General features: G+C 41.8%; 15 protein-coding genes. 10 read left to right on the forward strand and 5 right to left on the reverse strand.

What is annotated here, in order from left to right:
* Nucleotides 1–192 precede the first annotated feature (192 nt).
* The 3 genes from AC3KVK_RS00970 to AC3KVK_RS00980 are packed head-to-tail and all read left to right on the forward strand — an operon-like array spanning nt 193 to nt 2,407.
* On the forward strand, nt 193–1,014 hold the full coding sequence (locus tag AC3KVK_RS00970; protein ID WP_490312501.1) for a flagellar motor protein MotB: 822 nt from the start codon (nt 193–195) through the stop codon (nt 1,012–1,014).
* Between the two features lie 8 nt (nt 1,015–1,022).
* Nucleotides 1,023–1,817, forward strand: coding sequence for a motility protein A (locus AC3KVK_RS00975; protein WP_490312500.1), 795 nt, complete (start codon nt 1,023–1,025; stop codon nt 1,815–1,817).
* Complete coding sequence (locus tag AC3KVK_RS00980) at nt 1,814–2,407, forward strand: DNA-3-methyladenine glycosylase I (RefSeq protein WP_490312499.1); 594 nt, start codon at nt 1,814–1,816, stop codon at nt 2,405–2,407. The genes AC3KVK_RS00975 and AC3KVK_RS00980 overlap by 4 nt, the downstream gene beginning before the upstream one ends.
* A 106-nt stretch (nt 2,408–2,513) precedes the next feature.
* On the opposite strand, the gene AC3KVK_RS00985 is transcribed toward AC3KVK_RS00980, so the two are convergent.
* A complete protein-coding gene (locus AC3KVK_RS00985; protein WP_490312498.1) occupies nt 2,514–3,941 on the reverse strand; it encodes a sigma-54 interaction domain-containing protein in 1,428 nt (475 codons plus the stop codon).
* Between the two features lie 145 nt (nt 3,942–4,086).
* Here AC3KVK_RS00985 and AC3KVK_RS00990 point away from each other — a divergent pair, with 145 nt between their 5' ends.
* From AC3KVK_RS00990 to AC3KVK_RS01000, 3 genes are all read left to right on the forward strand, one after another.
* Complete coding sequence (locus AC3KVK_RS00990; protein ID WP_490312497.1) at nt 4,087–5,028, forward strand: ABC transporter ATP-binding protein; 942 nt, start codon at nt 4,087–4,089, stop codon at nt 5,026–5,028.
* The gene (locus tag AC3KVK_RS00995) at nt 5,015–6,202 is read left to right on the forward strand and encodes an ABC transporter permease (RefSeq protein WP_490312496.1); all 1,188 of its coding nucleotides are present in this window, start codon (nt 5,015–5,017) and stop codon (nt 6,200–6,202) included. Before AC3KVK_RS00990 ends, AC3KVK_RS00995 begins: the two co-directional genes overlap by 14 nt.
* Before the next feature lie 201 nt (nt 6,203–6,403).
* A complete protein-coding gene (locus AC3KVK_RS01000; RefSeq protein WP_490312494.1) occupies nt 6,404–6,619 on the forward strand; it encodes a hypothetical protein in 216 nt (71 codons plus the stop codon).
* Nucleotides 6,620–6,727: 108 nt separating this feature from the next.
* Here AC3KVK_RS01000 and AC3KVK_RS01005 read toward each other — a convergent pair whose 3' ends face one another.
* The 3 genes from AC3KVK_RS01005 to AC3KVK_RS01015 form a co-directional block, all read right to left on the reverse strand.
* Nucleotides 6,728–7,201, reverse strand: a complete 474-nt coding sequence (locus AC3KVK_RS01005) for a Dps family protein (protein ID WP_490312493.1) — start codon at nt 7,199–7,201, stop codon at nt 6,728–6,730.
* 113 nt (nt 7,202–7,314) lie between these two features.
* The gene (locus AC3KVK_RS01010; RefSeq protein ID WP_490312492.1) at nt 7,315–7,920 is read right to left on the reverse strand and encodes a lipase family alpha/beta hydrolase; all 606 of its coding nucleotides are present in this window, start codon (nt 7,918–7,920) and stop codon (nt 7,315–7,317) included.
* 51 nt (nt 7,921–7,971) lie between these two features.
* Complete coding sequence (locus AC3KVK_RS01015) at nt 7,972–9,012, reverse strand: choice-of-anchor H family protein (protein WP_490312491.1); 1,041 nt, start codon at nt 9,010–9,012, stop codon at nt 7,972–7,974.
* A gap of 220 nt (nt 9,013–9,232) precedes the next feature.
* Here AC3KVK_RS01015 and AC3KVK_RS01020 point away from each other — a divergent pair, with 220 nt between their 5' ends.
* Nucleotides 9,233–10,429 (forward strand): PepSY-associated TM helix domain-containing protein, encoded by a 1,197-nt coding sequence (locus AC3KVK_RS01020; protein ID WP_490312490.1) that lies wholly within the window; start codon nt 9,233–9,235, stop codon nt 10,427–10,429.
* A 67-nt stretch (nt 10,430–10,496) separates the two neighbouring features.
* On the opposite strand, the gene AC3KVK_RS01025 is transcribed toward AC3KVK_RS01020, so the two are convergent.
* A complete protein-coding gene (locus AC3KVK_RS01025; RefSeq protein WP_490312489.1) occupies nt 10,497–11,033 on the reverse strand; it encodes a YaeQ family protein in 537 nt (178 codons plus the stop codon).
* A 105-nt stretch (nt 11,034–11,138) separates the two neighbouring features.
* On the opposite strand from AC3KVK_RS01025, the gene ylqF reads away from it, so the two are divergent.
* From ylqF to AC3KVK_RS01040, 3 genes are read left to right on the forward strand one after another with little or no spacing between them, the layout of a single operon-like run.
* Entirely contained in the window at nt 11,139–12,083 is a 945-nt protein-coding gene (gene ylqF / locus AC3KVK_RS01030; protein ID WP_490312488.1) for a ribosome biogenesis GTPase YlqF, read from the forward strand.
* A 54-nt stretch (nt 12,084–12,137) separates the two neighbouring features.
* On the forward strand, nt 12,138–12,521 hold the full coding sequence (locus AC3KVK_RS01035) for a DUF4124 domain-containing protein (protein ID WP_490312487.1): 384 nt from the start codon (nt 12,138–12,140) through the stop codon (nt 12,519–12,521).
* A 9-nt stretch (nt 12,522–12,530) separates the two neighbouring features.
* Nucleotides 12,531–13,268, forward strand: a complete 738-nt coding sequence (locus AC3KVK_RS01040) for an oxygen-binding di-iron domain-containing protein (RefSeq protein ID WP_490312486.1) — start codon at nt 12,531–12,533, stop codon at nt 13,266–13,268.
* Nucleotides 13,269–14,307: the final 1,039 nt, after the last annotated feature.

A 14,307-nucleotide genomic window follows, 5' to 3' on the forward strand; every position in this document is an offset into this window, starting at 1 on the left:
ATGAAAATAAACAGTAAAAATTATTATGTATTTTCACTTGGCACGGTATATCGTGTGCGGCACGGTATGTCGTGTTATTTTTTGCTATGAGTCATTGCCTCAAGCTGTGAATGAGGTGCTATTTACATTCAAATAAGCTAAATTAATGCTTTTGTTGACGTTTTACATCCACCATTCTTACAGGTTAGGGCTATGTCCGAAGAAATAGACGATATTAAAGCAAAAGGATCACCGAGTTGGATGACAACGTTTGCTGATTTGATGTCATTATTAATGTGCTTTTTTGTCTTGTTGTTATCATATTCAGAAATGGATGTTGAAAAATTCAAGCAAATCGCCGGTTCCATGAAATATGCATTTGGCGTGCAGCGAGAGGTTATCGTTGAAGAAGTCCCGAAGGGAACATCGGTGGTAGCAAACGAATTTTCACCTTCTGTGCCGGCACCAACCCCAATTAATAACGTGGTGCAGAATACAGCAAGCCACGAGCAGCCATTTTTGCAATCAGGGCAGATTGAGCAAGCTCAAAACGAGCAAAATGAGGCCCTTAAAAAGCACTTAGAGCAGGTGTTTGCAGAGGAAATAGCCGACGATATGCTCGAACTTGAGTTGCTTGGGCAGCAATTGATTATCCGTTTAAAAGAGCATGGTACGTTTCCCTCTGGATCGAGTTTTTTACAACCCCGCTTTAAGCCTGTTCTACTGAAAATAGCGTCAGAACTAAATGATATTCCAGGAAAGATCACGGTTTCAGGCCATACGGATAACCGCCCTGTGCGCAGTGAGTTACACGCTAATAATTGGGACTTGTCGGCCAAAAGAGCCGCTGCCGTGTTGACTACCTTACTGAGTGATCCCGTTTTTGATTCGACCCGAGTAAAGTTAGAAGCGAGAGCTGACACTGTGCCGCTTAAACCGAACTCGTCTGCCAATAATCGAGCACAAAATAGACGGGTTGAAATTATGATTAATCAAGGTCAAGCGACAGAGCTTGCACCGATTTCATTTAATTAGAGGACAATATGGATAAAGCAAGTGGAATAGGGATTGCAATTATTGTTGGCGCACTCATTTTTGCGATTAATATGAGTGGGGCTGCACCGAGTATTTTTATCAATATACCTTCGATATTCATTGTAGTCGGGGGAACCTTGGGTGCTGTCATGTTGAGTTATCGCCTGAGTGTGTTTTTTAAAGCAATGAGCAATATTAAGCAGGTTTTCAGTGGGCAAACCCCGGATATGTTTACCACCCTTGATACTTTAGCTGATTTGGCTGAGGCATCACGAAAACGGGGGTTATTGGCACTTGAAGAACATCAAATAGATGACCCATTTTTGCAAAAAAGCATCAATTTACTGGTTGATGGCCATGATACTGATACTGTTGAGTTTGCGCTCAACCGCGAAATTCTACAGGCGCGCCAACGTAATAATCAATCGATCAAAGTACTGAACAGCTTTACCGAGCTGGCTCCAGCTATGGGAATGGTTGGGACGTTAATTGGCTTGGTGGCGATGCTGATAGCAATGGAAGACCCAAAAAGTATTGGTCCTGCAATGTCGGTCGCGCTTTTAACAACCTTATATGGCGCACTCATTGCCAATGGGTTTACTGGTCCTTTTGCGAACAAGTTAGGTGAGCGTGCGGATGAAATAAAGCAGCATATGATGTTAGTGCGTGATGGGGTACTGCATATCGCAAAAGGGGATAACCCAAAGATGATGAGTAACATGCTTGCTGGGTACCTTGGGGAAGATATTACTAGCCCGAGCGCAATGGCCTCGCCGCCCCCAGAGCAGGTGAATGAGCGATGAAACAAGTCAATAGTACCTTATGTCGTTGCCCTTGGGTTGATTTAACCAAGCCTGATTATGTGCAATACCATGATGAAGAATGGGGAGTGCCAGTGTATGACGATACTAAAATGTTTGAATTTATCGTGTTGGAATCCGCACAAGCAGGGTTGAGCTGGTACACCATTTTAAAACGACGTGAACACTATCGCGCCGCATTTGCGCAGTTTGATGTGGTGCAGGTCGCGCAGTTTGATCAACACAAAGTAGAAGCGTTGTTGCAAGATTCGGGGATTATTCGCCACCGGGGTAAAATAAATGCAGCGATTAGTAATGCACGTGTATTTATTGCTATCCAGCAGGAGTTTGGTAGTTTTTCTGAGTATTTATGGCGTTATGTTGACCATCAACCAATTATTAACTCGCCTCGCAGTAAAGAAGATTATTTAGCCACGTCTGATTTATCCGATCGGATTAGTCGAGATTTGAAAAAGCGTGGCTTTAAGTTTTTTGGTTCGACCATTTGTTATGCCCATCTGCAGGCGTGTGGATTGATTATTGACCACAGTCGCGATTGTTTTAAATATACGCCTCACAGTAGTTTGCTATAACGCCAGTTGCCAGTGTTGGGCTCAGTATGTATTCGTACTCAGGGTACGCCGTTTTAGTAGACGTAAGCCCTGCGGCCTTTTTACTACGCTGGGGGCATTGAGCATGTTAACTGTTTGCTCGACTAATTCGCAATTTCTGCATTTTTGAACGCAGAGTGCTATCGGCTAAATTAAGTATTTTTGCGGCGCCTTTTTCACCGCCGATGACCCAGTTACAATGGTTGAGCACTTGTAAAATATGATTTTTTTGTACTTCGTCTAAAGAAACAAAATGGGGCTCACTCGGAGAGTCAGCATGGCGTAGCTTCTGGCTGATATGAAGCGTGGTCTGTTGGGATAAAATGACTTCGCGTTCGAGTATGTTTTGCAGTTCGCGGATATTTCCCGGCCATGAATAAGCAGTGAGTTTTGTTAAGCTTTGCTGGCTAATGCTATCAATGTGTTTGCCTAGCTTTTTATTCAGGCTTTGCAAAATATTGAGGCACAACATTGGGATGTCTTCTTTACGGTCACGCAGGGCCGGTACTTGTATTGGAAAAACATTTAAGCGGTAATACAAATCCATACGAAATTGGCCTTGTTCGACCATTGCTAATAAATTCCGGTTAGTGGCAGCAATGATACGGATGTCGACTTGAATAGTTTGATTGCCACCGACTCGTTCAAATTCATGCTCTTGCAACACGCGAAGTAACTTACTTTGCGCTGCTAATGATAATTCACCTATCTCATCAAGAAATAACGTCCCTTTATTGGCTAGTTCAAAACGACCTTTTCGGCGCTCATTTGCGCCTGTAAATGCGCCTTTTTCGTGCCCAAATAGTTCAGACTCTAATAGGTTTTCACTAAATGCGGCGCAATTAACTTTGACTAATGGCGCATGTTTGCGTTGGCTGAGTTGATGGACATTGCGGGCCACGAGCTCTTTACCTGTACCGTTTTCACCTAAAATTAACACAGTACTGTCGGTTTTACTGACTAAGGCCAATTGACTGAGCATAGTTTGAAATATATCACTTTGTCCGACGAGCCCAGAGTCAGGCCAGTTTTCAGACAGTTCATTTTGCAAATAGACATTTTCGGCTTGCAGTTTTTCGCTTAAGGCTTGAATTTCGTTGAGTGCATTTCTGAGGGCTTGCTCTGTCTGTTTTTGTTGGCTTACGTCTCGAAACAGTGCCACTGCGCCAACAATTTTGCCTTGATGATAGACTGGGGTCGAGGTGTATTCAACATCAAAATAGCTGCCGTCCTTTCGCCAAAAAACCTCATTGCTGACGTGACGAGGTTTGCCATCTTGTAATGTGGCATATATGTGGCATTCATGTGCGGGGTAACATTGACCATTTTTATGGCTGTGATGGTGATATTGATGAATTTTTTTCCCAAGGAGTTCACCACTTTGCCAGCCTGTCATGCGCTCGGCAGCTGGGTTTATAAATACAGCATTTCCTTCTAAATCAAACCCATAAATACCTTCACCTGCGGCATTAAGTAGTAAGTCTGAATCGGCGAGTAAATCTTTTAGTGAGTCCATTATATTAAGCCACGAAATATCGTGCTGGCATTGTGGCGTGTTTAAACCCGAAAAGAAAGTGACAAGCGGTCATATAAAATGATTGCTGGTGAAATTTTTTCAGGTCAGAGCGTTATTATGGCAGCACTAAAAAAACTAAGGAGTGATGATGCAAATATCTGTCGAAGGGGTGGTGAAAAGCTACGCTCATGTTAAAGCGGTTAAGGGGATGAGTTTTGCTGTCAATGAAGGGGAAATTTTTGCTTTGTTAGGCCCTAATGGGGCGGGTAAGTCATCATTAGTTAGAATGTTAGTGGGTTTTACACACCCAGATGAAGGGCGTATCGCAGTTCGCCTTAATGACCAAGATTACTCAGCGATTCCTAATGAGGCATTGGGTTATTTACCTGAAGATCGTGGTTTATATGCAGAAAAAACAGTGAGTCAAAATTTACTGTATTTTGCCGCGTTGCATGGATTAGATAAGTCTGTGGCAAAAGAGCGGATGGATTATTGGTTAGAGCGTTTTGAATTACTCGATAGAAAAGATCAGCCGTTGAAGTCTCTATCCAAAGGCAATCAGCAAAAAGTTCAGCTGGTCAATGCGGTATTACATCAGCCAAAAATAGTGATTTTAGATGAGCCTTTTTCGGGATTAGATCCAATAAATCAAGAGAAAGTGGTGGTATTTTTAGCTGAATTAAAACAACAAGGCATGACCGTTATTTTAAGTGCGCATCAGATGTCGATGGTCGAAAAGTTAGCCGATCGTATGTTATTGATGAATCACGGCGAAGTTGTGTTGTACGGTAGCTTAGCTGAGATCCAACAACAAATTGGGGTTGGAGCGCAATTGCTTGTTGAATTTGAGCAGCGACCTAAAGTTGAAGAAATAGCCGTGGCACTGCGAAATTTTGAGTTTAGCTTTGACGAATCTCATACGTTAGAAGTGAATTTAGCCAGTGCAACACAGGTCAATAAAGTACTGACACAACTGCTTACCCTAGGGCATATAACAAAACTAGACAGTAAAAAAATGGATTTACATCAGTTGTATTTAAAAGCCATTTCAGATCATCAAGGAGCACCACAACATGTCGCAGCTTAATAAAACATGGCTTGTCGCGAAATGGGAGTTCATGCATTTTTTTAAATGGAAGCAAGAGATTATTAGTAAACTGGTTATGCTGCTTATTGCCGCGGTAGTCTTTTTTTGGCATTCAAGCCAAGAATTTGTTGCCACACAGTATAAGGTGAGTGTTATCGCTGAGCAGGCACCTAGTGGCGAAATAGGAGACTTCATTTTTACGCAAGCGCAAAGTAATAAAGACAGTGTCCTCGAGTTACTGAAAACAGGTGAGATCGATGCAGTTATTGTGGCTAAAAATGAAGGGACAGATACTGCGACTTTAGATGTATATAGTCAAGGCAAGCATGGCTGGCAAAGTGACCTGGCCGAGATTGTTGAACGTCATTACGCGGCACAAGTGACACAGCAGTTAGGTTTAAGCGCTGCACAACTCCAGCAATTGCAAAGCCCGGTTAAAATCGTAAATCAGTACCTTGATAACCAAATAAAAACACAAGACCAAGCTTCGAGTGTGACCGCTATTGGCGTGTTGGCCATGATGGCGATCGGTATTTTTGTTTCATTTGCACAAATTTTTGTATCAATCACAGGTGAAAAACAGCAGCGAGTGACAGAACAACTTTATGCATGTATGAATGCGCAAACTTGGATTGATGGAAAAATAGTGGGGCAAATGTTACTAGCACTTAAAGCGATGGCCGGAATGTTGATTTCGATGGTTTTATTTTACAGCTTTATGCAGGTGGTCATTCGCGGTCAAGGTTTGGACTTAACATTTATCGATTGGCAATTACTGCCTTGGGTGATTATTTTTGCCAGTCTAGGGTTGTATTTATCGACCGCCTTTATGGCTGCCGTGGCTGCGGCGATTGATGATCCTAATCATAGTGGTAAGTCATCTTTTATGTTGTTACCTCTAGTGCCGATGATTTTAACTTTTATTGTGATGGACAGCCCAAGCGGCTGGGCATTGACGATTTTAAGCTATCTCCCTTTGACTGCTTTTGCAGCCATGCCGGTGAAAATGGCGTTGGTTGAAGTGAGCTTGTGGCAGCCTTTGTTATCGATTGCTATTACAGTATGCACCTGTTGGTTTGTACGCCGAGTGGCAGGCCGAATGTTTAAAATGGGTATGGTGATGTATGGTAAGGAGCCTAGCTACAAGCAAATGTTAAAGTGGGCTTTTACATAAAATTAAATTGTTTAAACATGGCGCATAAATTGCGCCATTTTTTATTATTTATTAATAAAAACGCCAAAAATTTGCTTTAGAGCAATCTTTTTATGGTCGGATATTCCATCAACTTAGTTTTTTGATATAGGTCAATTTTTGTTCGTGATAATCATTAATACTTTGGGTGTCAAAAACAATACACCATCATGAGGGATTATTATGAGCACAGTAAAAAAAAGTGAAATAGTGGTTTTAGTGTTAGCGGTTGTGACATTTGTTATTGGGGTTGTCGGTCATTTAGCTGCTGCAAGTTATGCTAATTCCGATGCGTTTGGCTACATTGCAGCGCCTACGCCGTTAATTCTCGCAATTGTTGCTTATATTGCGTTTAAATATGCCCAAGCTGCAGAGTCAAACAATGCATCTGATCATTAATAATGCAATCAGATACAGTGAGTAAGTTGGCTTTATCCAGTCAATCACTTGCTAAGTCTCTTTACTTGGCAAGTGATTTTGTTAACGCGCGTTTGATGAATCATTTGGTTAGGCTAAATAGGCTTTTAGCATCCAAATCAGTTTTTCTTGCTCTTTAATGTAGTCACTCATTAATGAGGCCGTGCCTTCATCAGAGGCTTCACTTGCTTGGGCCAGAATAATACGCTGATGGCTGATAAGTTGCTCGAACCCTGCAAGTAAGTTTTGCACTGCTGTTGTGCCGTCTGAAATGTCTTGCGCTTCGCTGATATTGCTCAAGGCCATATAGTCTGAATAAGCGTGTTTGGGCTGGCCGCCTAAGGTTAAAATTCGCTCCGCTACTTCATCTACTTTGAGTAACAAGTCGTTATAAATCTCTTCAAATTTCAAATGTAGTTCGAAAAATTGACGTCCTTTGATATTCCAATGAAAGCCACGTGCATTCATATACTGAATTTGATAACTACTTAATAACGTATTGAGCTGCTTTGTTAGTGCTTCACTTTGTGTGATGTTTAATCCAATTGATGTTAGTTGTGTCATTACACTTCTCTCTTGTTATCGGTGAATGTTTTACTGTTGACGCTATAATGCCCAGAATTAACAAGTTGGTAAATTGATTAAACTTGATTGTAATGTTCGATAAAATAGATTGGTCAAGGTTTTGCAGCTAACGTGCAGAGGATATAGTTGAGCACTTGGCGGGAGTAAATCATACTGGTATGGCTTAGGTGAAATATTTTATGCTCAGCCATCCCATTTAGGCGTGTTTCATCTAGCAAGACTGTCCCGTCAGATTCACTGCCTTTTTTTAGAAGGGGCATGAGGCCTATAGGTAGATCTCCTGCAACACTAAACAACTTTGCTTTGAACGGCCAATCGACATTATGTGATAATAAAAATTCCACACTGCTTTTTAATAATCGCTCCAGCCCTTTTTGGTGCATGTGTTGCGCTATTTGGCTGCCCTTATGTGGGGTGCCTAATGTAATGACTTTTTCAATATGAGCAGACTGTTTACTTTGATTTTCAAGGTAAGCACGTGCGATTAGCCCTCCCAATGAATGACACACTAAAGCCGTGCTTTGTCCGTCAATAAACGCATCGATCTGTCGGAAAATCTCACTTTTATCAGGAGCCAAGCTGTTGTAGGTGAGGTTTAAAATTTCATAGCCTGCTTTTTTAAGTTGATAACATAATGGGCGCATCACAAACCCAGACATGTATAACCCATGCAATACAATTATTCGTTTAACGGCCATGTGTACCTCGCTTATTTATCTGTTGCAGTGTAACCATAGATGGCTTGGCTGTCATCGTTCCTTTTGATTTAGGTATTTGAATCCTAAACCGAAAAATATAACTAAGAAGAGCCAATTTAGAGAGCCCGCGCTTTGTTCGACTTCGATATAAAGATCGTTGTGGGTATGAACGTAATTTTCTGATTCTAGGGCTATATGACCTAAATTAGCCCATGCGCTGGCACTTAAATGATGGATTTTATTCCTGTAAGATGCATCTCGGATCACTAACTCGACATCATAATGGTCAGGATAAAAGCCTTGCTTGAGGGCAACCGAAAAGCGCTGTTTATCGTTACTTGAATGACCGTATAGTGTAAATGATTTGCTTGTATATACAAGCTGGTTGTCAATGATTAACTCCGCGATGACACGCTGACTCGAATATTGACTGTCGGCATCGAGGTGTAAGGTAAACGTTTCATAATAACCGTCTAGATCTTGGTCTTTATCGAGATCTAATTGAAGGGAATAGATTGATAAAGATGCATCTTGGTCAAATTGCTGGCTTTCGATGGCTAAGTCTTCTAATGCTGTAAATTGATCGCTCGTAGCTTGGAGTAAGATCTGACCTTGCGAATCTAATACATCAAATGATATCTGATAATAGCCACTCTCGAGTGGGGATAAGAATTGAAACTCAAATTGTTGAGTGTCATCACTTTGATTGCCTGATAAGGAAAAATAATGACTTCGGATAAGTGAGCTAATTTGACCCGATGGGTGGGTGAGGTAAAACGCCAACGCGACTTGTTGTTTGTGGTAACGGGTATCAAGATCCAGTCGTATAGATAAATTTTGATAAAACCCATCTTGGTCTAAATCTTGTTGTAGCTCTGTATCAATTTGATAAACCCATACGTTGCTTTGGGCATTGCTGGCAGTGTGTATTTTTTGGGTTGTCTGCTGGGCTGTCTGGACGATGTTTAGTGGGGTTGTTTGTGTGGTTTTAATTGATTGCTGCACGAGTGCTTGGGGGTTTGTCTCGGCATAGAGATTGGCAGATAATAACGTGCTGAACATTAGAAAATAAATTACAAAAAGTGGTTTCATAGTCGCGATCTCATTATTGGCATGGAGTAATCAAAGCGTTTCACCACTGAATCGAACCTGAATTAGTTGGAAATAATCACTCGTTTTCTCGTTATTCTGACTTCATCGTCGGGTTTTTTGTGTGTTTTCGGATTTAATAACGTATTGTTCGAATGAAAAATTCGATGCAACTGGTGCTGTGAAGAGTACAATTGCGGACTATTTTAAAAGGGAGTGAAGCGTGAGTGAGTGTGAAGTCGGGCGTAATAACCAGCATAAAAAATGGCTGATCCATCATTGGTTGGGGTTTCAGCTGAGCGGTGTGTTGGTGTTATTTATGTTTAGCGGCGTTATTGCGGTGCTTAAAGCGCCATTGACCGCGGCGTTTATCCCCGCACAAACGCAATCACCTAGTGAGAAAAGTGTTTCATGGACTCAATTAGAATCAGAGCTCGCCAAGTATTATCCGAATATGCAAATTTACGCTTTGACTCTTCCTAAAGAGTCATATTTGGCTGCCAAGATAACCTTGATGCAGGCAAAAACTGAGCATCATGCAGCACGTAGAATTGAAGTGTTTTTTGAGCGATCGACAGGCGAAATTTTAGATGAGAAGTATCGCGAAAGTTGGCTGGATAAAATCAGTGGTTTTCATCGTAATGTTACTCAGCAACGCTCTCTCTCAACATGGGTGTTAGTTTCTGCGCCGCTTTGGCTGGCTGTAATCATATTGAGTATGTATCAGTATAGGTATCGATTAATCAGGTTGTTGCGTGTCAACAATCAGCATGCAAGCAAAACACATGGCTGGGTGATGGCTTGGATGCTGCCGCTTAGTTTGATAATAGTGGTTAGTGCGAGTTGGTTTTTAGCTGAGCGAGTACTCTGGCAACAGAATATTTCCGTATACCCAAATTTACCCAAATCGGATGGCAAAGTGAGTGACGTCGCGTTATCGCTGAGTGAGCTAATGGCTCGCGTTGAGCAAGCAGCACCTGATGCAGACATTCGTTTTGCGGGCTACCCTTCAAGCCCAACGGGTACATTTTCAGTGTTGATACAATCACCTCAGCCTTGGGTCTATTACCGAGCTCATCAGTTGCACTTTAATGTATTTACAGGTGAGCTCATTGAGGTTGTTTTACCGGATGATAGCGAGGGGTTAGCTTGGTGGGCTGATTTGATGCGTTTTATTCACTATGGTGAAGCTCAGTGGTTGATGTGGGTATTGGCATTCGCAGGTGTATTGTTAGTGTGGATGATTTGTGGTGCATCGTGGCGATACATTATAAAAACCAAGCGCCAAGTTGGGGGGGTGACATTTTTGACAGTGATCACTATCAATGGCGTTGTGTTTGTGTTGGCTATTTATGGGTTGTGGTTACTCCGAGATGATAGGCCGTATCAAGGGTGGTCGGTAGTGTCGCCTATTTTGTGATTTTTCAGTGTGTTATTAGTTCGTGTTTTGCATGTGAGGTGCGCGAAGCGACCTCACAGTTGATCTATTAAAGTAACACGGTCGGTTTTATTTCTAGGCTGCTTTGTTCGTCTGAGAGCCACACATCGCCATCTTGCACTGTCATATTGAGCTGCATATTGCGTTTGGCCATACTGGCTAATTGTTGAGTGGCGTGAGCAGGCAAAGAAATAACAGATAGGTTTTTTTGCTGGTTAAGCTTTGGGGCGTTTTTTTGCCACCAAATGTCTTGCGCACCTTCGCCATAGGCATACACGATGACTTTTTTGGCGCGACCCAGTGCTTTTTTAAGGCGTTTTTCATCGGGTAAACCTAATTCAATCCATAATTCAATTTCACCAGAGTAATTTTTGTGCCAAATTTCAGGTTCATCATCAGCGCATAAACCTTTGGTGAATTCTAAATTTTCACACGCATTGAGTGCATAAGCGAGCACTCTAATCATTAAGCGTTGTTCTGTTTCTGATGGGTGTTGCGCGAGTGTCAGGCTTAAGTCTTGGTAATTGTGGGTATCCATATCACTTAAGGTGACGTGTGCTTTGATGATGGTTGCTTTTAGAGCCATGATTCTTGGTTATTTTAAAAATTTTACCAAGTATACCTGAATAAAGGTGACGGAGCTTGCTTTGGCCAGCTAAAATAGCAGCGAATTTATACTGAGGAGTAAATAATGGCGATCCAATGGTTCCCTGGCCACATGAATAAGGCCCGCAACGAAATTAAAGAAATCATGCCGCAAATGGATGTGATTATCGAAGTTCTCGATGCGCGTATTCCTTACAGTAGTGAAAATCCGATGGTGACCGCGCTGCGTGCAGACAAACCCGTGATTAAAATTTTAAATAAAGCAGATCTCGCTGACCCTAAACTAACACAAGCGTGGATGAGTTATTTTGAACAAGAAAATGGCGTAAAAGCCATTGCGTTTGGTCATGACAAAGCAGCTGAAGTACACAAAATTAATGAGATCTGTAAGAAGTTAGTGCCTCATAAAGTTGGCGCTGATAAGCAAATCAAAGCCATGATTATGGGGATCCCAAATGTGGGTAAATCAACATTGATTAATACACTGGCGGGGCGCATTGTTGCTAAAACAGGAAACGAGCCTGCAGTGACCAAAGCACAGCAACGTATCAAACTTGAAGATGGCATCATGTTGTACGATACGCCGGGTATGTTGTGGCCAAAAGTAGAAAATGAAAACTCAGGTTATCGTTTAGCAGCGACAGGTGCGATTCGTGATACTGCGATTGAATATGAAGATGTGGCCAGTTACACCGCAGAGTATTTGCTGGTGGCCTACCCTGAGCTGTTAAAACAGCGTTACAAAATTGATGAGCTTCCAGAGCAAGATTGGCAGTTTGTTGAGATGGCAGGTAAAAAACGAGGCTGTATCCGTCAGGGCAATCAAGTCGATACCCATAAAATGTCTGAAATTCTGATTAATGAATTACGTGATGGCATTATTGGCCGTATTACTATGGAAACACCAGCCATGCGTGACGAAGAAGAGGTTATGGTTGCGCAATTACGTGCTGCTGCAGAAGCAAAAAAAGCAGCCAAAGAGCAAGAAAAGAAAGAGCGTCGTGCCCGAGCGCGTAAAAATCGACGCTAAATGCTTAGCCAGCAGATGCTGGCGTTTATTTTTATTTTGATGAAGGAACACCACATGAGCAGAACAACACTTGTTGTGATGTGTGTCTTAATGGCAAGTTTAGGGATGAGTGCCCAAGTTGCGGCTGGTGATATTTTTAAATGGACAGATGATAAAGGCGTAGTGCATTATTCTGATCGTCCTCACGACAGTAAAGCAGTGAAAGTTGAATTAAAAGTGGCGAATGTTTCTAAGTCTAATTCAATAGAACCTCTGGGGCTGGAAGCCGATAAAAAGGCGGCTTCATTAGCCAGTGATGTGAAAAATATCAATCAGCAATGCCAATCTTTACGCCAAAAAATGGCGCAATTAGCGAAAAATAGACAATCAGACTTAACGAGTGTGAAAGCTCTGTTGAGTGAGCAACTCGAACAAAAGCTCGCTGATCTGGAGTGCTAGGGAATAAAAATGCCGTTATTATTGGAGCGTAGTACACCGATCTGTAAAGATTTATGGCAAATATCCACAGCTGATACCGCTCATTTTGCGTTTAATTGTTACCTGATCACGGCAGAAAAAACAGCTTTGATCCATACCGGGAAACCTTCACAATTTTCGGCGACTCTCGCGCTAATAAAAGCAAGACTAGCAGGTAAAGCGCTCGATTATTTATTGTTTTCTCATGTTGAGGCTGATGAGTGCGGCGCGATTGCTGCATTACTTCAAGCTTTTCCGCAATGCCAAGTGGTGTGTAATAAAGTGGCGGCGATTTCTTTAAAAGAAATGTTGGTACAGCCGCCGCTGATTTTTGATGACCAACAGGTTTTAGACTTAGGTGCTTACCAACTACGCTTGCTTAATACGCCTCATTTTCCACATAACTGGGACGGCCACTTATGGTATGAACCCCAACAACAATGGTTGTTTAGTTCTGATTACTGCAGTTTAGGTGGTATCCACCCTGCAGTGGTTGATGAGCCGTTATGCCAGGAAATGCTCGCATTTATGTTGCAAGGTCGCTTTATCGCCCATGGTGGCAGTGTGAGCCAAGTCACTCAGCAATTAGCGCAGCTTCCTGTATCGCTAATCGCCACAATGCATGGACCAGCGACTCAAGGTGTCGCGTGTAATCAATTATTGCGTAGCCTTCATAATGAATGGCTAGATAGGGCTCATGCAGAGCTGAAAACAATCGCTTATTTGTAATGCGGCTTTATAGGTTAAAATTTTTTACTAGCAGGTAATGAAAAATCATTCTGTGATAGGCATAAAAAAAGCCCGTTAGGGCTTTTTGGTTTCATATCTACCGTCACCGATATGAGCAATGTAGCAAGTAAAATAGGTTGGCCACCGTAATTTATGGCTCAGGGGCGATAGAGACAAAGGCTACAGTGGCCTAATCAGTTAACGTACTGTTGGACGTCTTCTAGGGTCGAGAAGATGGTTAAACCGATGGAGCTAAGTGGTTAACTGTTTTGTTGAGATTGATTATCAATTAGATCTTCACTCAGGTCAATACCTTTTTGATAATAATTCTCATTTTCTTTTGCGGGCTTGTTTTGGGTATTAACGTGCACAGTGTTGAGTAATGGATCTGCTCTGAATATAAGGCCATTATTTCACATCGATTGAGTGGGCAGAAAAGTTGGTTGTTTTTAGGGTATATTTAGGGCATAAAAAAAGCCCGTTAGGGCTTTTTGGTTTCATATCTACCGTCACCGATATGAGCAATGTAGCAAGTAATTGGGTCGACTGCTGTTACGAATCATTCAGGGGCGTCAGAACAATTCATAACAGTAGCCTAAGCAGTTAACGTACTGTTAAACGTCTTTCAGGGTCGAGAAAGAGAGTTGAATTAATGAAGCAACAAGCTTCTTAATGAGATTGATTATTAATTAGATTTAATCAGAGGTCAACACTTTTTTGATAATAATTATCATTTAGATCTGGTTTGATTAAAACAGCATAAACCTATTAACTCTGACATAAATCTTTAACATGTGATCTGTACAGTACGCTCAAACAGAGAAAGGCGACATCACGTTACGCTAACTCAGTTTGCAGATATACCCAGAATGACCCTTAAGTAACTTAGCCAGCCTATTGCTGGCTTTTTTTATGAGTGCTTTTTATCGGACAGACTTATCTCTAATTAAGCGATCTCGTGTTATAAAGGCAGGAGTTTATTTTTTATTGATAATGGAGGTTGTTTTTATGTAACAATTTATCAGATAGTGGGACATCT

This window comes from Pseudoalteromonas sp. J2K-J979 (assembly GCF_058169715.2).

What these genes read in the sequence shown, in the direction of transcription:
- AC3KVK_RS00970 (WP_490312501.1), top strand. Translation starts at nt 193, where the DNA reads ATGTCCGAAGAAATAGACGATATTAAAGCAAAAGGATCACCGAGTTGG.
- AC3KVK_RS00975 (WP_490312500.1), top strand. Translation starts at nt 1,023, where the DNA reads ATGGATAAAGCAAGTGGAATAGGGATTGCAATTATTGTTGGCGCACTC.
- AC3KVK_RS00980 (WP_490312499.1), top strand. Translation starts at nt 1,814, where the DNA reads ATGAAACAAGTCAATAGTACCTTATGTCGTTGCCCTTGGGTTGATTTA.
- AC3KVK_RS00985 (WP_490312498.1), bottom strand. Translation starts at nt 3,941, where the DNA reads ATGGACTCACTAAAAGATTTACTCGCCGATTCAGACTTACTACTTAAT.
- AC3KVK_RS00990 (WP_490312497.1), top strand. Translation starts at nt 4,087, where the DNA reads ATGATGCAAATATCTGTCGAAGGGGTGGTGAAAAGCTACGCTCATGTT.
- AC3KVK_RS00995 (WP_490312496.1), top strand. Translation starts at nt 5,015, where the DNA reads ATGTCGCAGCTTAATAAAACATGGCTTGTCGCGAAATGGGAGTTCATG.
- AC3KVK_RS01000 (WP_490312494.1), top strand. Translation starts at nt 6,404, where the DNA reads ATGAGCACAGTAAAAAAAAGTGAAATAGTGGTTTTAGTGTTAGCGGTT.
- AC3KVK_RS01005 (WP_490312493.1), bottom strand. Translation starts at nt 7,201, where the DNA reads ATGACACAACTAACATCAATTGGATTAAACATCACACAAAGTGAAGCA.
- AC3KVK_RS01010 (WP_490312492.1), bottom strand. Translation starts at nt 7,920, where the DNA reads ATGGCCGTTAAACGAATAATTGTATTGCATGGGTTATACATGTCTGGG.
- AC3KVK_RS01015 (WP_490312491.1), bottom strand. Translation starts at nt 9,012, where the DNA reads ATGAAACCACTTTTTGTAATTTATTTTCTAATGTTCAGCACGTTATTA.
- AC3KVK_RS01025 (WP_490312489.1), bottom strand. Translation starts at nt 11,033, where the DNA reads ATGGCTCTAAAAGCAACCATCATCAAAGCACACGTCACCTTAAGTGAT.
- ylqF (WP_490312488.1), top strand. Translation starts at nt 11,139, where the DNA reads ATGGCGATCCAATGGTTCCCTGGCCACATGAATAAGGCCCGCAACGAA.
- AC3KVK_RS01035 (WP_490312487.1), top strand. Translation starts at nt 12,138, where the DNA reads ATGAGCAGAACAACACTTGTTGTGATGTGTGTCTTAATGGCAAGTTTA.
- AC3KVK_RS01040 (WP_490312486.1), top strand. Translation starts at nt 12,531, where the DNA reads ATGCCGTTATTATTGGAGCGTAGTACACCGATCTGTAAAGATTTATGG.